At 71.8% G+C, this 20,625-nt stretch carries 27 protein-coding genes; 20 read left to right on the plus strand and 7 right to left on the minus strand.

Annotated elements, in window-relative coordinates; all coding sequences use genetic code 11:
• Window position 1: 1 nt before the first annotated feature.
• Complete coding sequence (locus ABD340_RS07290) at window positions 2-589, minus strand: TetR/AcrR family transcriptional regulator (RefSeq protein WP_344587795.1); 588 nt, start codon at window positions 587-589, stop codon at window positions 2-4.
• A 78-nt stretch (window positions 590-667) separates the two neighbouring features.
• On the opposite strand from ABD340_RS07290, the gene ABD340_RS07295 reads away from it, so the two are divergent.
• The 7 genes from ABD340_RS07295 to ABD340_RS07325 all read left to right on the plus strand — a co-directional run bounded on the left by ABD340_RS07295 (window position 668) and on the right by ABD340_RS07325 (window position 5,559).
• Entirely contained in the window at window positions 668-1,306 is a 639-nt protein-coding gene (locus tag ABD340_RS07295) for an NAD(P)-dependent oxidoreductase (RefSeq protein WP_344587796.1), read from the plus strand.
• 91 nt (window positions 1,307-1,397) lie between these two features.
• Window positions 1,398-2,327: an ABC transporter ATP-binding protein gene (locus ABD340_RS07300; RefSeq protein WP_344587797.1), complete on the plus strand. Its 930-nt coding sequence runs from the start codon at window positions 1,398-1,400 to the stop codon at window positions 2,325-2,327.
• Window positions 2,324-3,112 carry an ABC transporter permease gene (locus ABD340_RS07305; RefSeq protein ID WP_344587798.1) on the plus strand — a complete coding sequence of 263 codons (789 nt, stop codon included), beginning with the start codon at window positions 2,324-2,326 and terminating at the stop codon, window positions 3,110-3,112. Before ABD340_RS07300 ends, ABD340_RS07305 begins: the two co-directional genes overlap by 4 nt.
• A gap of 31 nt (window positions 3,113-3,143) precedes the next feature.
• The gene (locus tag ABD340_RS07310) at window positions 3,144-4,307 is read left to right on the plus strand and encodes a sensor histidine kinase (protein ID WP_344587799.1); all 1,164 of its coding nucleotides are present in this window, start codon (window positions 3,144-3,146) and stop codon (window positions 4,305-4,307) included.
• Window positions 4,304-4,909: a response regulator gene (locus ABD340_RS07315; RefSeq protein ID WP_344587801.1), complete on the plus strand. Its 606-nt coding sequence runs from the start codon at window positions 4,304-4,306 to the stop codon at window positions 4,907-4,909. Before ABD340_RS07310 ends, ABD340_RS07315 begins: the two co-directional genes overlap by 4 nt.
• A 210-nt stretch (window positions 4,910-5,119) precedes the next feature.
• On the plus strand, window positions 5,120-5,320 hold the full coding sequence (locus tag ABD340_RS07320) for a DUF397 domain-containing protein (protein WP_344587802.1): 201 nt from the start codon (window positions 5,120-5,122) through the stop codon (window positions 5,318-5,320).
• A gap of 41 nt (window positions 5,321-5,361) precedes the next feature.
• Window positions 5,362-5,559 carry a DivIVA domain-containing protein gene (locus ABD340_RS07325; RefSeq protein ID WP_344587803.1) on the plus strand — a complete coding sequence of 66 codons (198 nt, stop codon included), beginning with the start codon at window positions 5,362-5,364 and terminating at the stop codon, window positions 5,557-5,559.
• Between the two features lie 2 nt (window positions 5,560-5,561).
• Here the strand turns inward: ABD340_RS07325 and ABD340_RS07330 are convergent, their stop codons facing one another.
• From ABD340_RS07330 to ABD340_RS07340, 3 genes are all read right to left on the minus strand, one after another.
• The gene (locus ABD340_RS07330) at window positions 5,562-5,861 is read right to left on the minus strand and encodes a hypothetical protein (RefSeq protein ID WP_344587804.1); all 300 of its coding nucleotides are present in this window, start codon (window positions 5,859-5,861) and stop codon (window positions 5,562-5,564) included.
• Window positions 5,854-6,990 (minus strand): amino acid permease, encoded by a 1,137-nt coding sequence (locus tag ABD340_RS07335; protein ID WP_344587805.1) that lies wholly within the window; start codon window positions 6,988-6,990, stop codon window positions 5,854-5,856. Before ABD340_RS07335 ends, ABD340_RS07330 begins: the two co-directional genes overlap by 8 nt.
• Before the next feature lie 123 nt (window positions 6,991-7,113).
• Window positions 7,114-8,445, minus strand: a complete 1,332-nt coding sequence (locus ABD340_RS07340) for an NsdA family TPR-like regulatory protein (protein ID WP_344587806.1) — start codon at window positions 8,443-8,445, stop codon at window positions 7,114-7,116.
• Window positions 8,446-8,702: 257 nt separating this feature from the next.
• Here ABD340_RS07340 and ABD340_RS07345 point away from each other — a divergent pair, with 257 nt between their 5' ends.
• From ABD340_RS07345 to ABD340_RS07375, 7 genes are all read left to right on the plus strand, one after another.
• Window positions 8,703-8,999: a hypothetical protein gene (locus ABD340_RS07345; RefSeq protein ID WP_344587807.1), complete on the plus strand. Its 297-nt coding sequence runs from the start codon at window positions 8,703-8,705 to the stop codon at window positions 8,997-8,999.
• Window positions 8,996-9,361 (plus strand): hypothetical protein, encoded by a 366-nt coding sequence (locus ABD340_RS07350; protein WP_344587808.1) that lies wholly within the window; start codon window positions 8,996-8,998, stop codon window positions 9,359-9,361. Before ABD340_RS07345 ends, ABD340_RS07350 begins: the two co-directional genes overlap by 4 nt.
• Before the next feature lie 25 nt (window positions 9,362-9,386).
• Window positions 9,387-9,701, plus strand: a complete 315-nt coding sequence (locus tag ABD340_RS07355) for a hypothetical protein (RefSeq protein WP_344587809.1) — start codon at window positions 9,387-9,389, stop codon at window positions 9,699-9,701.
• Window positions 9,702-10,279: 578 nt separating this feature from the next.
• A complete protein-coding gene (locus ABD340_RS07360; protein ID WP_344587810.1) occupies window positions 10,280-11,038 on the plus strand; it encodes a DNA glycosylase family protein in 759 nt (252 codons plus the stop codon).
• Entirely contained in the window at window positions 11,022-12,524 is a 1,503-nt protein-coding gene (locus ABD340_RS07365; RefSeq protein ID WP_344587811.1) for a B12-binding domain-containing radical SAM protein, read from the plus strand. The genes ABD340_RS07360 and ABD340_RS07365 overlap by 17 nt, the downstream gene beginning before the upstream one ends.
• Complete coding sequence (gene tmk / locus ABD340_RS07370) at window positions 12,521-13,141, plus strand: dTMP kinase (protein ID WP_344587812.1); 621 nt, start codon at window positions 12,521-12,523, stop codon at window positions 13,139-13,141. The genes ABD340_RS07365 and tmk overlap by 4 nt, the downstream gene beginning before the upstream one ends.
• Window positions 13,142-13,163: 22 nt before the next feature.
• Window positions 13,164-13,628, plus strand: a complete 465-nt coding sequence (locus tag ABD340_RS07375; RefSeq protein WP_344587814.1) for an NUDIX hydrolase — start codon at window positions 13,164-13,166, stop codon at window positions 13,626-13,628.
• On the opposite strand, the gene ABD340_RS07380 is transcribed toward ABD340_RS07375, so the two are convergent.
• Together ABD340_RS07380 and ABD340_RS07385 are read right to left on the minus strand one after the other, a co-directional pair.
• Window positions 13,625-14,185, minus strand: coding sequence for a class IV adenylate cyclase (locus tag ABD340_RS07380; protein WP_344587815.1), 561 nt, complete (start codon window positions 14,183-14,185; stop codon window positions 13,625-13,627). The genes ABD340_RS07375 and ABD340_RS07380 overlap by 4 nt on opposite strands.
• Window positions 14,186-14,361: 176 nt before the next feature.
• A complete protein-coding gene (locus ABD340_RS07385) occupies window positions 14,362-14,775 on the minus strand; it encodes a hypothetical protein (protein WP_344587816.1) in 414 nt (137 codons plus the stop codon).
• An 81-nt stretch (window positions 14,776-14,856) separates the two neighbouring features.
• Here ABD340_RS07385 and ABD340_RS07390 point away from each other — a divergent pair, with 81 nt between their 5' ends.
• Complete coding sequence (locus tag ABD340_RS07390; RefSeq protein ID WP_344587817.1) at window positions 14,857-16,023, plus strand: pyridoxal phosphate-dependent aminotransferase; 1,167 nt, start codon at window positions 14,857-14,859, stop codon at window positions 16,021-16,023.
• A gap of 4 nt (window positions 16,024-16,027) precedes the next feature.
• On the opposite strand, the gene ABD340_RS07395 is transcribed toward ABD340_RS07390, so the two are convergent.
• Complete coding sequence (locus tag ABD340_RS07395; protein ID WP_344587818.1) at window positions 16,028-17,002, minus strand: hypothetical protein; 975 nt, start codon at window positions 17,000-17,002, stop codon at window positions 16,028-16,030.
• 147 nt (window positions 17,003-17,149) lie between these two features.
• Here ABD340_RS07395 and ABD340_RS07400 point away from each other — a divergent pair, with 147 nt between their 5' ends.
• The 5 genes from ABD340_RS07400 to ABD340_RS07420 all read left to right on the plus strand — a co-directional run bounded on the left by ABD340_RS07400 (window position 17,150) and on the right by ABD340_RS07420 (window position 20,618).
• A complete protein-coding gene (locus ABD340_RS07400) occupies window positions 17,150-18,112 on the plus strand; it encodes a carbamate kinase (protein WP_344587819.1) in 963 nt (320 codons plus the stop codon).
• A 5-nt stretch (window positions 18,113-18,117) separates the two neighbouring features.
• Window positions 18,118-19,221, plus strand: a complete 1,104-nt coding sequence (gene bar / locus ABD340_RS07405; RefSeq protein ID WP_344587820.1) for a barbiturase — start codon at window positions 18,118-18,120, stop codon at window positions 19,219-19,221.
• A 100-nt stretch (window positions 19,222-19,321) separates the two neighbouring features.
• Entirely contained in the window at window positions 19,322-20,017 is a 696-nt protein-coding gene (locus ABD340_RS07410) for an SseB family protein (protein WP_344587821.1), read from the plus strand.
• An 8-nt stretch (window positions 20,018-20,025) separates the two neighbouring features.
• Window positions 20,026-20,337, plus strand: a complete 312-nt coding sequence (locus ABD340_RS07415) for a hypothetical protein (protein WP_344587822.1) — start codon at window positions 20,026-20,028, stop codon at window positions 20,335-20,337.
• Window positions 20,338-20,348: 11 nt separating this feature from the next.
• Window positions 20,349-20,618: an A24 family peptidase gene (locus ABD340_RS07420; RefSeq protein WP_344587823.1), complete on the plus strand. Its 270-nt coding sequence runs from the start codon at window positions 20,349-20,351 to the stop codon at window positions 20,616-20,618.
• Window positions 20,619-20,625 lie beyond the last annotated feature (7 nt).

A 20,625-nucleotide genomic window follows, 5' to 3' on the forward strand; every position in this document is an offset into this window, starting at 1 on the left:
GCTAGGAGTCCGGCGCGAAACCGAGGGCGGGTAGTAGGGGGGCGACCAGGGCGCGGGCGTCCGACTCCGGGATCGCTGGGCCGTCGGGGCCGTGCGCGAAGTAGTGCAGGAAGCCCTGCTGGAAGCAGGCGCCCATGAACAGCGAGGCGATCGCTTCCGGGTCGGCGCCGGCGGCGATCCGGCCCGCGTCCCGCTCGGCGCGCAGGTACGCGGCCAGCCGGTCGACGGGCACCCGGGGGCCGGCATCGTACTTGCGGAGCGATTCGCGGGTGGCGGCCATGAGCTTGGGCTGGGAGACCATGGAGGCCATCATCGGAAAGGCGCGCAGGTAGAAGTTGAGCGCGCGGTGGGCCAGCGCGGCCAGGTTGGCCGCCACCTCGCCCTCGCCCGCGACGACGCCGTCGATGAACGCGGGCATCCGGTGGTGCATCACGTGCAGGAGCAGCTCTTCCTTGTCGCGGAAGTGCTTGTAGAGCAGCGCCTCGGAATAGCCGGCGGCGCGGGCGATCTCCTTGGTGGTGGTGCCCGCCATGCCGCGCTCCAGCATGACCTCGGCGGCCGCGTCCAGTATCCGTTCTCGCGCGCTCATGGCTCCTCTTGACAGACGGGTAGATCCTACCCACGATAAAGGGGTGAGTGAACATTCACTAACCTTCAGGGGGACCTCATGAGACTCACCGTCTGCGGGGCCACGGGCGGCACCGGGGTGCACGTCGTCCGGCAGGCCCTGGACGCCGGGCACGAGGTGACCGCCGTCGTCCGCGACCCGGCGCGGCTGCCCGGCGACCTGCGCGACCGCGCCACCGTCGTGACCGCCGACGTGCTGGACCCGGCCGCGATCGAGCCCGCGATCAAGGAGCGGGACGCCGTCGTCAGCGCGCTGGGCCCGCGCGGCCGCGGTCCCAGCACCGTCTGCGCGGACGGCATCCGCGCGATCTCCACCGCGGCCGCGTCCACCGGGGTCCGCCGGGTGGTGCTGGTCAGCGCGAGCGGGCTGGCCGCCGACGCCGGCGACGGCCCGTTCACCCGGTACGTCGTCAAGCCGCTCCTTCTGGAGCGGATACTGCACGGGCCGTTCGAGGACATGCGGGCCGCCGAGGCGCACCTGCGCGGCACCGATCTCGACTGGACGATCGTGCGCCCGCCGCAACTGCTCGACAAACCGGCCAAGGGCACCTATCGCAAGGCCGTCGACCTGGCCGTGCGGGGCGGCCTGCGCATCCCCAGGGCCGATCTCGCCACCGCCCTCCTGGACGTCCTCGCCGACGGCAGGACGGTCGGCCACGTCATCTCCGTCGCGACGTGACATCCGTCATGCCGCCGGCCTGACAAGCGCGGCCGCGACCGGTGACAGCGGCTTCTACCCCGGCGGGGCGGCGCCCGCCACGCTGGGGTGTATGACCAGTCATCCCCCCATCCAGGTCACCGGGCTGCGCCGCCGGTACGGCGGCTTCGAGGCCGTCGCCGGGATCTCGTTCGAGGTCGCGGAGGGCGAGCTGTTCGCCCTTCTGGGCACCAACGGCGCAGGGAAGACGACCACGCTGGAGACCCTCGAAGGGTTCCAGCCCGCGCACGGCGGCACGGTCCGGGTGCTCGGCCGCGACCCGTACCGGGAGCGCCGCGCCGTCCGCCCGGAGCTGGGCATCATGCTCCAGGAGGCCGGGTTCTTCGCCGACCTCACCGTCGCCGAGACGATCGACCACTGGAGCGGCTTCACCCCCCGTCCGCGCCCCCGCGACGAGGCGCTCGACCTCGCCGGCCTGCACGAGCAGGCCGGCGTGCGCACCCGGCAGCTGTCGGGCGGGCAGAAGCGCCGGCTCGATCTGGCCCTGGCCCTGCTCGGCCGTCCCCGCGTGCTGTTCCTGGACGAGCCGACCACCGGCATGGACCCCGAGGCGCGCCGCGCCACCTGGCGGACCGTGCGGGACGTGGTCGCCGGCGGCACCACCGTCGTGCTCACCACCCACTACCTGGAGGAGGCCGAGCAGCTCGCCGACCGGCTGGCCATCATGCACCGCGGCCGGATCGAGGTCAGCGGCACCGTCGCCGAGGTCGTCGCGGGCCACGGCGACCGGATCGCCTTCCGGATGCCCGACCGGCTCCAGGTCGCCGACCTGCCCGCCCTGCACGGCGTCACCCCCGCCATCACCGTCGACGCCCGGCGGGCCGTCGCCGCCTACGGCATCGCGCCCGGCGGCCTCCAGCCCGCCCTGGACGAGCTGCTGGCCTGGGCCGCCGACCAGGAGGTCGTCCTCGACGGGCTGCAGGCCCGCAGCGCCTCCCTCGAAGACGTCTTCCTGCACACCGCCGAAGGGATGGCGGCATGAACAAGCTGCTGCGGATCGCCCGCCTCGACCTCACCCTGCTCTGGCGCAACCGGACCGCGCTGTTCACCGTCATCGGCATGCCACTGCTGCTGGGGGCCCTGCTCCTGCCCGCGCGCGGAAACGACTTCGACGGGATCGACAGCGGCGTCTTCCAGGGCACCGGCTATTTCGGCTTCTTCCTGATCATCGTGGTGTTCATTCATCTGACGAGCGTCTTCACCGCCCGGCGCGAGGACCTCACCCTTAAACGCCTGCGCGGCACCGCGCTGAGCGACGCGGAGATCCTCGGCGGCAGCCTCCTCACCGTGGCCGCGATGTACGCCGTCCAGGCCGTGCTTCTGGTCGCGCTGCTGGGCACCGTGCTGGACGGCCGGTTCCCGGACGACCCGCTGCTGCTCCTCGCCGCCCTGGCCGCCGGAGCGGTGGTCTTCGCCCTCCTGGCCTTCGCGGTCTCCGGGCTCACCCCGACCGCCGAGCTGGCCCAGCTGACCGTGATGCCCGTCCTGTTCGGCTGCATGGCCGGCGCCGGGGTCCTGGTGCCGCTGGACGACGCGCCCGAAGCCCTCCGCGAGGCGTGCCGCCTCCTGCCGCTGACCCCGGTCGTCGAGATCGTCCGCACCGCCTACTTCGGCCAGGACTTCACCACGTACGGCGCCCACGCCGACGTGGGCTTCGCGGAAGCGTGGACGGCATGCCTACGGCCCTTCGCCGTCCTGCTGGCCTGGGCGGTCGCCGGCCGGGCCATGGCGGCCCGCTGGTTCCGCTGGGAACCCCGGCACGCCTGAGCCCGGTACCGTACCTCGGAAGGGAGGCCGGATGGGCGCGACGACGGCCGAGCTGCAGGAGCATGCGGCCGGACGACTCGAGAGCTACCGCCGCACGATCTACTGGACGTTCCTGGCGGCCGCGTTGGCCGTGCTCGCCCCCGCCGCGACGGTGCTGGTCCACTCCTACGGCGACATCGGGCTCCCGGTCGCGGTCGCCGCCGCGGCCGGGACGGCGGTGTTCCTCGGTTACTACGCCAGGCTGGTCAGGCTGGGCCTGGCCGGGCGGCTGCCGCGCCGCGACATCGTCGGCAGCGGCGCGGTGACGTTCCTGCTCAGCCTGATGATGGTCACCAACCCGCTGTGGTGCATAGTGCCGATCTTCTGGCTGTCGTCCGTCGCGCTGTGGGTGCGGGGCCGCTCCCGCAAGGTCGCCCTCTGCCTGGTCGGCTCGGCGGTCGCGGCGCCCATCGGGTCGCTCAACGGGGAGTGGCACTGGTACGAGCCGTTCGTGCTGTTCGCCTTCTTCACCGCTTCCTGCGGGCTCGCGTACTACCTCAACTACTACTCCTACCAGCGGATGTGGGATCTGCACCTGGAGGCCGACGCCACCCGCGAGGCGCAGGCCCGCCTCGCCGTCACCGAGGAGCGGCTGCGCTTCTCCCGCGACCTGCACGACCTGCTCGGGCACAGCCTGTCGCTGATCGCGGTGAAGAGCGAGCTGGCCATGCGGATGACCGAGGCCGAGCCCGCCCGCGCCCGGGAGGAGATGGCCGACGTGCGCCGCGCCGCGCGCGAGGCGCTGCGCGAGGTCCGCGCCGCCGTCCGCGGCTACCGCGCCGTCGAGCTGGACGCCGAACTGGCCGGGGTCCGCGCGGTGCTGGAGGCCGCGGGCGTGCGCTGCGAGATCGGCGACCCGCCCCCGGACCTGCCGTCGGAGGTCCGCTCCGTGCTGGCCTGGGTGATCCGGGAGGGCGCCACCAACGTGATCAAGCACAGCGAGGCGGGGCGCTGCGCCGTCACGATCACGCCGTACGGTGACTCCGTGGTGCTGGAGATGAGCAACGACGGCGCCCGCCAGTCCCGCCGCCCGGCCGGCTCGGGACTGGCCGGGATGGCCGAGCGCGTCGAGATCCTCGGCGGCACGCTGACCCACGGGCGCCGCGACCGCGACGGTTTCCTGCTGCGCGCGGTCGTCCCGGTCGGGGAAGCATGATCCGCGTCCTGCTGGCCGACGACGAGCACCTCATCCGCGGCGCCGTCGCCGCCCTGCTCGGCCTGGAACCCGACCTGGAGGTGGTCGCCGAGGTCGGCCGCGGCGACGAGGTGCCGCCCGCCGTCGCCGCGCACGCGCCGGACGTGGCCGTCCTGGACATCGACATGCCCGGCGCCGACGGCCTGACCGTCGCCGAGCGGCTGCACGAGGCCGGGGCCACGTGCGCGGTCTGCATCCTCACCAGCTTCGGCCGCCCCGGCTACCTGCGCCGCGCCATGGCCGCGGGGGTGCGCGGCTTCGTCGCCAAGGACGCCCCGACCGAGGAACTGGCCACCGCCATCCGCAAGGTCCACAACGGCGGCCGCTACCTGGACGCCGAACTGGCCGCCAGCGCCATGGCCGCCGGCGACAACCCGCTGACCGCCCGCGAACGCGAGATCCTGCGCCTCATCGGCGCGGGCACCGAGACGTCCCGCATCGCCGCCCTTCTCAACCTCTCGGAGGGCACCGTCCGCAATTACCTCTCCACGGCGATGACCAAACTGGGCCAGCCCAACCGAGTGGCCGCCGTACAAGCCGCCCGAGAAATGGGCTGGGTCTAAGAAGCCGGGCCTGGGGCACCGGATCGGGCAGGTGTTCAGCCGTGGCAGCTGCGCGATGCGGGGACATCTCGCCGCCGCCAGAAGCGCCGACCACCTCTACTCGGTCCTCGCCTGACCGCTGGCCCGGCGGTGAGGTTTTTGTTCCGGTGCCGGCCGGGACGGGGACGCCGCCTACGGTGACGGCAGGACCGTCGAGCAGAGGAGCCCGCCATGTCCGAGACCGGCCTGTGCTGGCGCAAGAGCAGCCGCAGCCACAACAACTCCCAGCAGCAATGCGTCGAGGTCGCGGCGATGGCCCGCGCGATCGGCATCCGGGACGGCAAGAACCCCGCCGGGCCGCGCCTCGCCGTGAGCCGGGCGGCCTTCCGGATCCTGGTCGAGCGGGTGAAGGCCGAAGCCCCCCTGACGTGAAAGTCGGGCGCTGACCGGGGTGGACGTGCTAGGAGAGTGGCATGGACCGTCTTACTCCCGAGGGCGTTCGCAACACCACGTTCGGTACGACCCGGTTCCGGCCGGGATACCAGGAAGAGGAGGTCGACGCGTTCCTCGACCGTGTCGAGAGCGAGATGGAGACGCTCATTCGCGAGCGTGACGAGGCTCTTGCGGAGGTGGCTCGTCTCCGGGTGGAGTTGAGCCGCGAAACGTCCTGAGGTCAGCCGCAGCAGACGGGGTCGTCGCAGGGGGCGCCGACCTCGCTGCCGTAGACGGCGAAGGCCTGGACGGGTTCGAGAAGCTCCTGCGCGGTGTGGGGCTCTAGTACCGGGGCCGACGGATCGGTCGGGTCGCCCGGGAGGGTCGAGGTCTCGTGGACGTCGTGGCATCTGGCGCCGTCCACGAACAGGGTCCAGAGCGGGTGGTCGGGAAAGCCGTTGATCCGCAGGACCCACCATTGGTCGTTGACTCTGGCGGCTACGGGGAAGCGTGTGTTTCCTGTCCTCTGCCAGTCAGGCATGTGTCCTGCCTCTGCGGGTTATCACGGCGTAGGCGGTCAGGGAGGCGGCCAGGCTGATGAGGCTCAGCCATAGCTGGGAGCGGGTGTCCTCGACGATCGCCATGGAGATGAGGACGAGTACGACGCAGATGAAGGTGGCCCAGCTCAGCCAGGGGTGGAGCCACATCTTCAGTTTGAGTCGTTCTGGGGATTCGCGTTCCAGGCGGTTGCGCATGCGGAGTTGGGACAGGGCGATGATGCCGTACAGGAAGAGGGCGACCGCGCCCGCGGAATTGATGATGAAGTAGAAGACGCGGTCGGGCGAGACGAAGCTCATGATGACGGCGACGTAGCCGAGGGAGGTGCTGAGGAGGATGCCCTTCCACGGGACGCCCCGCCGGCCGGTGTCGCCGACCCAGGCCGGTGCCCAGCCGTGCTCGCGCATCGCGAAGAGCATACGGGAGGCGATGTAGAGGCCGGAGTTGAGGACCGAGACGACCGCGGTCAGCACCACGATGTTCATGATCGTCTCGGCGGCGGGGATGCCGAACCGGTCGAAGGCGGCCGCGAACGGGCTGGTCCCGTCGTGCGGCACCTGCTCCCACGGGGTGATCATGAGCAGCAGGGCGACCGAGCCGACGAAGAACAGCAGCACGCGCCAGATGACGGTGACGGTGGCGGTCGCGATGGCCTTGGCGGGCTCCTTGGACTCGGACGCGGCGATGGTGACGATCTCGGCGCCGAAGTAGGAGAACACCACGATGACCACGCCGTGGACGACCGCGAACGAGCCCTTGGCCAGGAAGCCGTCGGCGGCGATGTGGGTGACCGAGCCGGTGCTGTCGGGCCACAGGCCGATCACGTAGAGGGTGCCGACCAGGAGGAAGACGGTGATGCAGGCGACCTTGACCGAGGCGAGCCAGTACTCGGCCTCGCCGAACGAGCGGACCGAGACCAGGTTCGTCGCGGTCAGCACCAGCATGAGGATCAGCGCGAACGTCCACTGCGGGACGTCGGGCGCCCATTTCTGCAGGATCTGCGCCCCGACCACGGCCTCGAAGGCCACGACCCCGACCCAGTAGTACCAGTAGAGATTCCGGCCCCGGCGCCACCAGCGCCGGGGCCGCGAATCGCCTGGGTGAACAGGCAAAACACATCCCTGGAGTTCCCGAAGAAATCCCTGCACTTCCCGGTCCCATGTGCATTCGATGTGCACGCCCGGGACGTCTTCGGGAACTCTTGGGGAGGTGATCGAAACGGGGGGCGGACGGCGTCAGATGCCGGCCGTCAGAGCTCGCAATTCCTTCGCCGCTGGCAGTTTCCGGTTCTTGTCCGGGGCCACGCTCAACGTCATCCGCGCGGCCGTCAGATAGCGCGTCCGGCGCGCCTGGGCGGGGATCTGGTCGATGATCTGGATAGCGCGCTCGATGGCCTCTGGATCCTCGTGGGCGTCCAGAGTGGCGCGGTGCAGCCCCACCTCGATCCTGGTCATCTGGTCGGCCCGGCGCATCAGGACGTCTTGCGACTCGGTGGCGCGCCGCACATCGCCGGCCAGACTGTAGATCAGGCTTTGGTCGAACCAGAGCCCTCTCACGTCCCCGCCCGCTGGGATCGACCGTGACTCGGGGAGCGCCTCGAAGGCGCGCTCGGCATGCTTAAACGTCGCGATGGCCTGCCCGTGCCGTCCCATGAGCGCGAGCGTCTGTGCCTCGGCAGCCAGCGCCGAGACGCGGGGCGCGCTGGGCCGATCGCCGGCCAGTCGCCGCGCCTCCTGTGCGACGGCCAGCACCTCCGGGAGTTCGTCGGAGGGGTCGCCGCGGCGGTACAGCGCCTCACGACTGCGCACCCACGACCCCAGCAGCGGGTCTCCCGACTGGTCGCTCAGCGCGCGCGTCCTCCGCCACCAGCGACGGGACTCCCGGCGGTCGCCCAGGTCCACGAGCTTTCCGGCGATGAGCATGGCGTGCGGGGCGGCGGCGTGGGCGAGGTCGGCCTGCACCTTGCCGGGCTGGCTGGCCGCCAGGTGCGGCGCCATGTCGGCGAACTCGGCAGCCAGCGCGCTGAGCATGGCGACTGGTGGATGTCTGCGGGCGCGCTCGGCGTGCACGTAGGCGGCGTCCTCCCAGTCGTCGATCATGCCCTGAGAGACGGTCGCGCCCGCGAGTTTGGGCTCGCTGGCCTGCCATGCCTGTGTGAGAGCGGTGAGTACTGGGGCCATTGCGGCGCCGACGCCCAGCGCAGCGGTGTCCTGAAGCAGCTCGCGACGAATCACGTCGTCCCCCAGCTCGGGAGTAGGAGTCGGTGTCACGGTACCCACGCGGGCCCGCGTTGGCTCCTGGTCGGCAGGTTCGGCCGACACGGGAAACAGATCGTCGTGGTCGATGCCGAACAGCTCGGCGATGGCGACCGCCCAGTCCCGGGGGCAGTGCTCCCCGGCCTCCCAGCGAGAGATCGACCTGCCGAGGGCTTTGACCCGATTGGTCTCCGGATTCATGATCCCCGAAGCGGCGAACAGCTGACGGGCCATATCCCATTTTCCCCAGCCGCGCTTTGTGCGCTCGAATTCAAGACGAATCGCCCATTCGGGACGGTCGAGCTCGCTCATGTCGCGCACCCTTCGGGGGAAGGCCTCACGTGACGAGGTGACAGAGGGATTGTCACCCTCTCCGTGGCATCTATTGTCACCTAGCTCTGCGGAATGCGACATGGGTTCACTGGAGTCCGGCGGGGCTTGCGCCCGAGCGAGATCAGCGCCGGGGTTCGCCCCGCCATCCAGACAAGTCGGCCCCGGCCCTGGTGCGCCAACACCAGGGGGAACCCGGGGCCTTGGCCGGAAGGGAACTCCGACCCGTGGCAAAGGTTATGCCCCAGACCAACCCGCTCGCCGCGCTCGGCGCCTACATGGGCGCGCACGGCTTCGCGGTCGACCTGACCGCGCGCGACCTCAAGGTGACCAACGCGCAGGTCTCCGAATGCTCCGGCGAGGTGTCTTACGCGTCGGACACGATCACCTGCCGCAAGCGCGACGACGACGGCGGAAGGAAGTGGTTCTTCAACTCGTCCGGGGAGCCGATCACCGAGGTGGAGCGTGTCGCGGACGCCGCCCTGATGATCCGCAGCGACCTCTCCGGCCGCGCGCCGGCCGGAGGTGGACAGTGAACGCGGTGGCCCCGTGCCCGGCGGAGATCTCCCGGGTCGTCACCGAGCTCGCCCGCCGTTTCCCCGGCGTTCGCGCCTGGTGGGGCGAGGCGACCGGCGAGTGGTGGGCGATGACGCGCGACTGCTTCGGCCGTGACCGGCTGATCGAGGCGACCGACCCGGCCGAGCTCGGGCGGCGCGTGGAGGCCGTGCGCTCCCACATTCCTCACTTCGCGCGTGCGGCCCAGCAGACCGGCGCGGCGGCGCGGCCGACGACCGCCCCCCGCAGGACGTCTCGCCCCGCCGCGTCATCCAACCCCCAGTACCCCGGTCATGGGCGCCACGAGGCCCCGGGGCGCCGGCTGCTGTTCGGACGACGCTGACCACGACCGACAACCGGGAGAGAGTATGCCTGGATTCGACGAACCCGCCGAGCTGGTGAGGCGTGCGTCGTTCGGCCCGCTGGACAGCCTGCACGGCGCATTCCGCCGCCGCTTCCCCCAGGTGGTCGTGGCGCGCCTGGGGGCGCCGACGGAGTTCCTCGTTGTCACCTACCGGCACCGCGGTCCTTGGCGGGTCCTCTGGGACGACGGCGACGAGCTGTTCATCTGGGCGTCCGGCCCTCAGGAGGGCAAGCCGGTCGGCACCCTCACCTACGTCGAGCGGACCGCGGAGCGGGTAGCGCGCCCGCTCGGGGTGCCCACGCACGCGCTGCGGTGCTGACGCGCCGCTCGCCGACGCGGCCGGGACGGCGGAGAGAGACCCTCGCCGTCCGGCCGTGAACAGGGGGACGCCGCGCGGCCGAGGCCGACCTACCCCCGCAGGGGCCTCGGCTGCGCGGCCAAAACGTGGGCGTGCGCCGCGCCGACCGTCCAGGGGACGGCGCACGCCCACCCCAAGCGCGGGGCGGGCCGGCCGGAAAAGGCGCGGCAGCCGGCCCGCCTCGCAAACCACGCCGTGCGACCGCCCCGAGCACCGCAATCCCGTCGGGAAACTCCCACACCCGAGGGGCGGTCGCACGGCTCGCAACCCCCGGGAGGGCGGCGTGGGGATAGCTGCCCTCCCGGGAAGCAGGGGGAACCGTGTAGCCGGTGCCACGGCCCTGATGGTGCTGGCCACAAGCCCGAAACGCGTGGCGGTTCTGAGGACCGCGAGAATCCCCGGCGCCCTAAGGGCGCCGCACCTCCAGCCAGTTCTCGCTCCCGAGTGAGGAGGCCCAATGTCCCAGCTTGCTCTTTTGAAGGCTGGCCGGTCGACGCCACCTTCGGCTTCGCCTGAGTCGGGTGGTGAACGATAGCCGCATGACAACCGTGATGCGTGATCACCCTGGGTGGACGAACGTGGCCGGAACCTGGCTACGGGCCGTCAGCGACGCCGACCAAGCGCCCGAGGTACTGGATGCCGACAACGTCGACGGCCCGGACGAGTTCGTCCTGCCCCCGCTGACATCTGCGCAGGTCCCAGCGGCGCTGGAGAGGGCGCTGCGTGACCTTGGCCCGGTGAGGCGGTGGCGGAACCCGAGCCTGTGGGATGCGGTCGCGACCGCGATCATCCGACAGGTCATCAGCGCTGACCAAGCGCGCGCGCAGCACCGCCGCCTCCGTCAGACGTTCGGCGCCACCGCCCAATCCCCCCACGGGCCCGTGCACGCACTTCCCACCCCCCAAGCCATCCTGAAGCTGGAGGTCGAGGACCTGGCCGCGATCGGTTTGGCATTCAAGGCCCCGGTGCTGCTTGCCGCCGCCGATGCCTACCTCCTGCATGGCGCCAAATGGACCGCACTGCCGGCCGCCAGCCTGTTCCAGGAGCTGCACTCGGTGCCGCGGATCGGGCCATGGACCGCAGGCGCAGCGGTGGCCGACTTCACCCACGACTGGTCCTTGTACCCCCACGGAGATCTCGCGGTCCGCAAATGGGCCCGGACCGCGGCACCAAGTACGGACTGGCCCACCGACGAGAAGCAGTTCGCCACGCGGTGGCGCCAGATCACCGGCGCCCACCTCGCTCCATTGACCCTGTTCACACTCGCCTGGGGAAGACACCATGGAGGCTCGCCCTAACCCCCAACCCACGCCCGCCCATGACCTCAGCCCGGCCGCTGTACACCACCATGTGGTCGGCGCCGACCCGAACCGCCCGCTGGACTGCGTGTTCATCAACGCGCCCCTACGCGACTACGCCGAACGCCCCCGCGTCAACGACTACACCCTGCCCGTGCTCGGCATGGCCTACATCGCCACCTACGCCACCGCACACGGGTTCAACGTGGCCATCCTGGACGCCGAGGCCCACGGCCTGCCCGTCGCCGACGTCATCACCCTGGTCAACCGGCTGGAGCCACGTTGGGTCGGGCTCAACCTGCTCGCCCCCACCTACGAACTCTCGGCGCACATCGCCGCCCACCTCGACCCCGCGATCCAGATCATGGCCGGCGGGCACCACGCCAAGGCCATGCCCACCCGCATCCTCAGCGATCCGCGAATGCGGCGCTGTGCCGCGCTGGTCTTGGGCGAAGCCGAAACCCGCGTCACCGAACTCCTCCACGACCTGGGCAACCGCACGCGACTGCCGGGAGTGATGTGGCGCGACCCTGCTACTGGCCAGCCCGTAACCGGTCGGGGGCCCGGCGCGTATCTGGCGCCCGACATCGACGCGCTCCCGTTCGTGGACCGCGCCTTCCTGGCTCAGGACCCCTACCCGGCCGGCGGCCGGATCGAGGCCAACATGGTCGGTGCCCGCGGCTGCCCGTACGACTGCTCATTCTGTGGAGCCGCCGTGTCGGCCAATCCCGATGTCACCATCCGCACCCGCTCCCCGGAGGCGATCCTGGCCGAGATGCACCACCTGCGCGAGTGCTACCAGGTGGACGCGTTCCGATTCGTCGACGACCTGTTCCTGGGCGCCCGCCGGGTGATCGACCAGATGATGGCCGCGTTCACCGACGCCGAGGTCGGATCATGGGCCGAGTGGGACGCCACCGGACGCATCAACGTGCTGCACCGCCTCCCCGACGCCACCCTCGACGGGCTCGCCGTCAACGGTCTGCGCGAGGTCGCCCTGGGAATCGAGTCCGGCAGCGAACGGATGCTGAAGTACATCGACAAGCGCCTCAGCCCGGACATGGCCCGCTCGGTGGTGACCCGGCTCGCTGAGCGCGGCATCAATGTCAAGGGCTACTTCATCCTCGGCTTCCCCACCGAGACCCGCGCCGAACTGGCCGCCACTGTCGAGCTCGTGCACCGGCTGTGGGACCTCACCGACACACTGCCCGGCCAATTCCGCGCGTCGATGTTCGAGTTCCGCCCCTACCCGGGTACGCCTGAATGGGACCGGCTGATGGCAACCGGCCGCTTCACCGCCGACCAGCTGCTGGATTACGCCGCGGTCGATCTCACCGGCCACGGCGCCCAGGAAGCGATGCGAGAGCGCGACGAGTTCAACTTCTCGGTCGGCGTGCAGTTCGGCGAGTCCGCCGTCGAGGAGATCCGCGCACGCCTAGTCGAGCTGAGCCGACGTCAGCACGCCCGCAACCAGGCGGCCGTGTGAGCGGCCGTGGGCTGCTGGTGAGCATTGACGGGCCGGGCGGGGCCGGCAAATCCACCCTCGCCCGGCTCGCCGCCGACCAGCTCACCGCAGCAGGAATCCAGACGCTGGCCACCGCCGAGCCCTCCACCGGCCCGATCGGCGTGCTGGCCCGCGGCCACACCCATGAGCTGGGCGGGCTGGCGCTGGCGTGCCTGGTCGCCGCCGACCGTTACCACCATCTCGACACCCAGGTCCGCCCCGCCCTGGCCACCGGCACCGTTGTGATCTGCGACCGCTACACCCCCTCATCTCACGTCCTCCAAGCCCTCGACGGCGTCGACCCCGACTTCATCCAGCTGCTCAACCGCCACGCCGACCTGCCCGACCTGGCCGTCCTACTCACCTGCAACCTCGACACGCTCCACCAACGGCTCAGCGACCGCGGGTCCCACGGCCGCTTCGAAGACACCCCCGGCATCTCCCACGCCGAAACCGCCCGCTACCAACACGTCGCCGACCAACTCACCGCCTCCGGCATCCAGGTCCTCGGACTGGATTCGACCATCGAGCCCCCCGAGCTACTCGCTGCCCGCCTCGTCGCCCGCGTCCAGGCACTACGGTCACTCACACAGCAGTGACCACTACCGCCAGGGGCAGCGCATGCAGCAGGAGCCGTACCGTTCGACCATCGACGTTCACGTCATCCTGGAACGCGAAGGCGAGATCCTGCTGCTGGAACGCCAGGGCACCGGCTATTGCGACGGGATGTTCCAGCCGCCCTCCGGACACCTTGAAGACGGCGAAACCGTCATCCAGGGCGCCGCCCGCGAAGCCCGCGAGGAAGTCGGCGTCCACATCGACCCGGCCGACCTTCGCTTGGCCACCGTGGTCCACTACCGGCAGCGGCCCGAGCTCACACGGATCGGGTTCTTCTTCGCCACCGACCGGTGGGTCGGCGAGCCCTACAATGCCGAACCCGACGAATGCGCCAAGATTCTCTGGACCGACCCGGCGGTGTTGCCCTCCAACACCATCGACTACCCGGCCGCGGGCGTCCGCGCCTACCTGGCAGGGATCCCCCTCACCACCTACGGCTGGGACGAACCAGCCAGCGAGTGCCGCTAGGACGGGATGAGCGCCGCACGCACCAACGAGTCATAGGTGTCGCTCGTGCGCTCGAGCTCAACACCCAACGACCGCGCCAACTGATCCAGTTCACGCTGAGCCGTCTCACCCGACTCGGCCGCGATCACGCTCTCGAACTCGACGAACAAGCCGACATGGGCAACCTCGTCGACACACACTGACACCCCGCCCAGCTCCGCCAAGCGGGCTGTGCGGCGCTCTTTAACGATTCGCACCGTGGGCCGGAAACCCATCGTGAGCAGAGCCCGGTGCATCTGCTCACGGTCCTCGACGACCGTCTCCTGCTCCAGACACGCCTGCTCGTTCGCCACCGGCGTCTTCACGGTGAACAGGTGCCGCCCGTCCTGCGTCCGCAGACGGGCGAACGGGACGCCGAGCTTGCTCTGCCCATAGGCCCAACCTTCGGGAGCGAACGCCTGATCGTCCTGACGCACCGGAGCCGACAGGACGATCCCGCGGCCGGCCAAGGCGGCTTCGAGAGCCGGGCCGTCGAAGACCCGGTACTTGACCTCGATCTCCTGAACCTCAAATGACATGCCAGGACTCCTGCGCACCTCTAGACGACATGCGGCAGCCTAGCCACCAGCCCACCACCAAGAACTCATATCCAGTGAGAACACCAAGCGTTTCGCCCCAGCAACGACCTGGACCGTCCGCAGTTGTGCGGTGCCGAGCCAGGCGCCCCGACACCGCCCCTCTGCCGAGCGTCATCTCACATGCACGACTGCAACATCCGGCCGAGCTCGACCTTTTCAGCTGGGTCGACGGCGAGGCTGTAGCGATGCTTCACATCGGTCCACGACCGGGCGTAGGTGCAGTAGAGCCAGCCGACGGTGAAGCCCGCCCAGCCGCCCAGGGACTCCCGGGCGTACTCCATGAAAGAGCCAAGGGCGGGCTCGGCGGCGGCCATCTCGCCTAGCATTCGCATCACGAACACGACCAGCAGGCCGCCGATGATGTACGACAGGACCGCGGCGGGGCCGACCGTGTGGATCACCGCGCCGCTGCCCACGAACAGGCTGGCGCCGATGATCCCGCCGAGCGCGATCATGCGGAGATGGCGGGGCCGCAGCTCGCGCCGCAGCCGGGTGTCCTGGGCGGTGGCCACTTCCTCGCGGGGTGTCATCGCCGGTAGATCACCGGTGTGGCCTCGGTCGATACCGTCTTCACAGATCAGAGATCGATTCGATACGGAGAGGAAGGCGGCGTGAGCGGACCGCTCGTCCCGCGGATGCGGGAGTTCGGCGAGACGATCTTCGCGGAGATGTCGGCGCGGGCCGTGGCGACCGGCTCGATCAACCTGGGGCAGGGGTTCCCGGACACCGACGGGCCGCCGGCGATGCTGGAGACGGCGGTCGAGGCGATCCGCTCCGGCGGCAACCAGTACCCGCCCGGCCCCGGGCTGCCCGAGTTGCGGGAGGCGGTGGCGGAGCAGCGGCTCGAACGGTACGGCCTGGAGTTCGACCCGGCGGCCGAGGTGTACGTCACGGTCGGCGCGACCGAGGGCGTCGCGGCCTCGGTGATGGCGCTGGCCGGGCCCGGCGACGAGGTGATCGTCTTCGAGCCGTACTACGACTCCTACGCCGCCACGGTCGCGCTGGCGGGCGCGTCCCGCAGGCCGGTGATGCTGCGGCCGGTGGAGGGGCGGTTCACCTTCGACCCCGACGAGCTGCGCGCCGCCGTCGGCCCGCGCACCCGGCTGATCCTGGTGAACTCGCCGCACAACCCGGCGGGCACCGTCTTCACCCGCGACGAGCTCCAGGTGATCGCGGACGTCTGCCGGGAGCACGACCTGGTCGCGGTCACCGACGAGGTGTACGAGTACCTGACCTACGACGGCGCCGAGCACATCCCCCTGGCGACGCTGGACGGCATGCGCGAGCGGACGGTCACCGTCTCCTCGGTCGGCAAGAGCTTCTCGGTCACGGGGTGGAAGACCGGCTGGGTGACGGCCCCCGCCCGGTACGTGCAGGCCGTGCAGACGGTCAAGCAGTTCCTCACCTACGCGACCGGCGGGCCCTGGCAGCGGGCCGCGGCCTACGGCCTGCGCAACGAGCTGCCGTGGGTGGAGGAGCTGCGCAAGTCGCTGGAGGCCAAGCGGGACCGGCTCGTCGCCGGCCTGGAGGCGGCCGGGTTCGCGACGTACCGGCCGCAGGGCACCTACTTCGTCCAGGCCGACATCCGCCCGCTGGGGTTCGCCGACGGGATCGAGCTGGCCAAGGCGCTGCCCGACCGGGCGGGGGTGGTGGCGATCCCGACCCAGGTGTTCTACGACCACCCGGAGGCCGGTGCCCACTTCGTGCGGTTCGCGTTCTGCAAGAAGGACGAGGTCATCGACGAGGCGGTGGAGCGGCTGCACCGCCTGGCGGGCTGAGGGCTCAGGGCCCGAACCGCCGTAGGGGCAGGCCGCTCAGCGCCGACGCCGCCGCGGCGATCTCGGCCGCCGGACGGTCGAGGGCGAGGTCCGCGACCGACACCGGGCCGCCGTAGGCCCGCAGGGAAGTGCGGGCGCGCTTGGCCGGCCGGGGCTTCAGCCGGGAGATCAGCGCCTCCGGGTCGGCGGCGACGAACACCACGACCTGGCTCGCCCGGCCCTTCTTGCCGGCCAGGCCGAAGGCGCGGAAGGGCGCGACGCGGATCTCGGTGAACTCGTGCCACGCCACCCGCGTCTCCGACGCCGGCAGCTCGATGCCGTCGGCCCGCACGTGGAGGGCGGGCAGGTGCGGCTTCCCCCAGCGCATCGTCAGCACGACGCTCAGCGTGACGAGGCCGCCGGAGAACGCCGCGACGCCGAGCCCGACGACCGGATCCCAGGCCGAGATGAACGCCACGCCCAGGACCAGGATCGTCACGAGCAGGACGTACTGGCGGCGCAGCACGGAGAGGTCGTACCGCACGGTGGTCTCCGCGGCCGAGGGCGCGACGGCGGGTGAGGGGGCCGAGTGCTCGGTGACCCACAGCGCCGCGGCGTGCAGGCTCTCCATCCGGTGCCAGGCCAGCGACCGCCGCCGCAGCCACAGGATGTAGAGCAGGACGGCGGGCGCCACGGGCCCGGCGGCGGCCAGGTTGGCGCGGCTGCCCCAGCCGAACGACACGTCCGGCGCGACCGACATGGTGACGATCACCACCGCGACCGCCCAGCCGGCGGCCACGGCCAGCGCCGGCCAGGCCCGCCGCCAGTACGGGCGGCCCAGCTCCGCGCGGGCGTACCCCACGGCGATCACGGCGGTCGTCGGGTCGGGCGCCCGGTCGCCGCGCATCAGCGCGCCTCGCGTGCCGCGGTCGAGCTCGCGCCAGGCGTCCAGCGCCGAGCGGCCGCTCGGGACGGGTGGGGCGGCGGTCGTCGGTTGCACGCCGGGAGTGTAACGGCGCGACCCGACCAGGATGCCCGATTCGTCGTACATACCCGTTCGATGTGAGCGTGACGTGCCGAAACCTCGGCTCCGGTTGGGCGTTTTTCGCCGGTGAGTGTGCTCGGCGGCCCTGGGTACGGTCGGCCCGTGAACAGGGACGCCGGGGGAGCGGTCGGGCCGGTTCTGATCGCGTTGGGCGGCAACGCGATGACCGGGCCGGACGGCAGTGCCGCGCCGGACGCGCAGGCGGCCGCGGTCGGGCGGGCCATGGAACGGGTCGCCGACCTCGTCGCGGCGGGCGCCCGGGTCGCGCTGACGCATGGCAACGGCCCGCAGGTCGGCAACCTGCTGATCAAGAACCAGGTGGCCGCGCACGTGGTGCCGCCGGTGCCGCTGGACTGGTGCGGAGCGCAGACGCAGGGCACCATCGGGGTGCTGATCATGAACGCGCTGGAGCGTGCGCTGGCCGCCCGCGGCGCGTCCCGCCCGGTGTCGGCGGTGCTCACCCGCACCCTGGTGGACGCCGCCGACCGCGGGTTCACCGACCCGGTCAAGCCGGTCGGCCGCTACTTCCCCCGGGAGGAGGCCGAGCGGTTCATGGCGCTGGGCCAGTCGTGGCGGTCGTTCGGCGCGCGCGGCTGGCGGCGGGTGGTCGCCTCGCCGGAGCCGCTGGAGATCCTGGACGCCGGCGCGGCGGCCGCGCTGCTGGAGGCCGGGCACGTGGTGGTCGCCGCCGGGGGCGGGGGCGTGCCGGTGGTGCGCGCCGCGGACGGCTCGCTGCACGGCGTGGAGGCCGTGGTCGACAAGGACCTGGCGGCCGAGCTGCTGGCCCGCCGGCTGGGCGCGGGCACCCTGGTCATCGCCACCGACGTGGAGCACGTCATGGCCGGGTACGGGACGCCGCGGGAGCGCCCGCTGCGCCGGACGACCGCGGCCGAGCTGCGCACGCTGGCGGCCGCCGGGCACTTCGCGGGCGGCAGCATGGGCCCGAAGGTGGAGGCCGTGCTGCGCTTCGTCGCGTCGGCCCCCCGGCGGCGCGCGGCGATCGCCTCCCTGGACCGCATCACCGACGCCGCGCACGGCAAGGCCGGAACGATCATCGAGGAGTAGTGGACGTGCCCGATCCGATCGAAGTACGCAAGATCCCCATCGAGAGCGTGACCGACGCCTCCGGGCTGGCCCGGCTGATCGACGGCGGCGTGCTGGCGGCCGACCGGGTGCTGGCGGTGGTCGGCAAGACCGAGGGCAACGGCGGCGTCAACGACTACACCCGGCTGCTGGCCGACCGGGCGTTCCGCGAGGTGCTGACCGCGCGGGGGACCCGTACCGCCGCGGAGGTCGCGGGCGTGCCGCTGGTGTGGTCGGGCGGCACCGACGGGGTGCTGAGCCCGCACGCCACCGTGTTCGCCACCGCCGACCCCGCCTCGGTCCCGGCCTCGGACGAGCCGCGGCTGTCGGTCGGGGTGGCGATGAGCGAGGTCATCCTGCCCGAGGACATCGGCCGTCCCGCGATGGTGGAGACGGTCGCGGCGGGCGTGCGCGCGGCCATGAAGACCGCAGGGATCGACGATCCGGCCGACGTGCACTACGTGCAGACCAAGACGCCGCTGCTCACCCTCGACACCATCAACGACGCCAGGTCCCGGGGCCGCGACGTCGTCACCGAGGACACGCTCAAGTCGATGGACATCTCCAACTCCACCACCGCGCTCGGCATCGCGGTCGCGCTGGGCGAGATCGAGATGCCCGAGGCCGGGCGGATCCACCGCGACCTGTCGCTGTACTCCTCGGTGGCCTCCTGCTCCTCGGGGGTCGAGCTGGACCGGGCGCAGATCGTCCTGGTCGGCAACGTGCGCGGCATCGGCGGCCGCTACCGGGCCGGGCACGGCGTGATGCGCGACGCGCTGGACGCCGACGGCATCTGGTCGGCGATCCGCTCCGCCGGCCTCGCCCTGCCCGACCGCCCGCACCCCGACGACCTGGGCGGACGGCTGGTCAACGCGTTCATCAAGTGCGAGGCCGACCCGGGCGGGTCGGTGCGGGGCCGCCGCAACATCATGCTGGACGATTCCGACGTGCACTGGCACCGCCAGATCAAGGCGTGCGTCGGCGGCGTCGCGGCCTCGGTCACCGGCGACCCGGCCGTGTTCGTGTCGGTCGCGGCCGTCCACCAGGGCCCGTCCGGCGGCGGGACGGTCGCCGCGATCGTCGAGCCGTGAGCGCTCGCGCGGCCACATCGTTACGTGTCGTCACGAGATCGTCGCGAAGAGTATCGGTAGTCTGGGGCGGGCGCGGCGACCGGAGGTATAACCTCGTCGGGTGCCCGGACTGACCATTCCCGAACCTCAGTTCCCCGCGGACGACGGCGGCGCCGATCCGCGGCTGCGCGAGGCGCTCGCCGGATACGCGGCGGGCCGCGTCGGCGCGCACGGCGTGATCAACCGGCTGCACGACGCGCGGCTGCTGGTCCCGGTCGTGGCCGTCCTGACCGAAGAGGAGGACGTCGCCCCGGGGGAGCTGCGCCGCGAGAAGTCCAGCGACATGGCGCTGCCCACCCTGATCGGTGCGGACGGTCGGCGCGGGGTGCTCGGCTTCACCTCCGCGGAGACGATGAAGGCGTGGCGGCCCGACGCCCGCCCGGTGGCGGTGCACGCCCGGCAGGCCTGCCTGGCCGCGCTCGACGAGGGCGCGCACGCCCTGGTGGTCGACGTGGCCGGCCCGGTGCCGTTCGCGGTGGAGGGGCTGCGGCTGCACCTGCTCGCCGAGGGCCGCACCATCCCGCCGCCGCACGAGGACCCGGAGGTCATGGCGGCGGTCGAGGCCGCGTTCGGCGCGGAGGAGGCGGTCACCGGCGTGCGGCTGTCGGAGGGCACCGCGGCCGAGCTGTCGATCCGGTTCTCGGTGCGGCCCGGCCATGACGAGCGGGCCGCCGTCCAGCGGGTGTCCGACCGGCTCGCCGAGCTGCTGCGCGGCCGGGTCGTCGGCGGTGTCGAACTCTCCGTCGTCCGCCGCTGACCCGCGCCGTGGACACCCCCGTGGAGTCGGCGTGGTCGTTGCGGGCCGACTGGACCGCGCCGCTCCGGCGCCGCCCGCTGCCGGTGGCGCTCGCGGCCGCGGCCGTCCTGGCGCTGCTGACCTGGCGGATCGGCCCGCGGGCCGACCTGCCCGCCTTCCTTGTCCTCGGGGTCGCCGGCACGGCGCTGGCCGCCGTCGACGTGGCGCTCCGGCGGCTGCCCGATCCGCTCACCCTGCCTCTCTACGGTGCCGGGCGGTACTGCTGGGCGCCGCCTCGCCGTTCACGTCCGGCGGTGCGGCGCGGCTGCTGTACGCGCTGATCGGCCTGGCCGTGCTGTGGCTGGTGTTCGCCGTCCAGTGGTTCGCCGTGCCCGGAAAGATGGGCCTGGGGGACGTCAAGCTGGCGGGCGTGCTCGGGCTGTACCTGGGCTGGCTCGGCTACGACGCCTGGATGCTCGGCGTGCTCGCGATGTTCGTGCTGGGCGGGCTGTTCGCCGTGACGCTGCTGGCGCTGCGCCGGGCGGGCCGCGGGTCCGAGCTGCCGTACGGCCCGTTCATGCTGGCCGGGGCCCTGATCGGCGTCCTCGTCCACGCGGGCTAGACGGGCC

The sequence above is a fragment of the Actinomadura vinacea genome (assembly GCF_039532545.1).
In the GTDB taxonomy this organism is placed as follows: Bacteria; Actinomycetota; Actinomycetes; order Streptosporangiales; family Streptosporangiaceae; genus Spirillospora; species Spirillospora vinacea.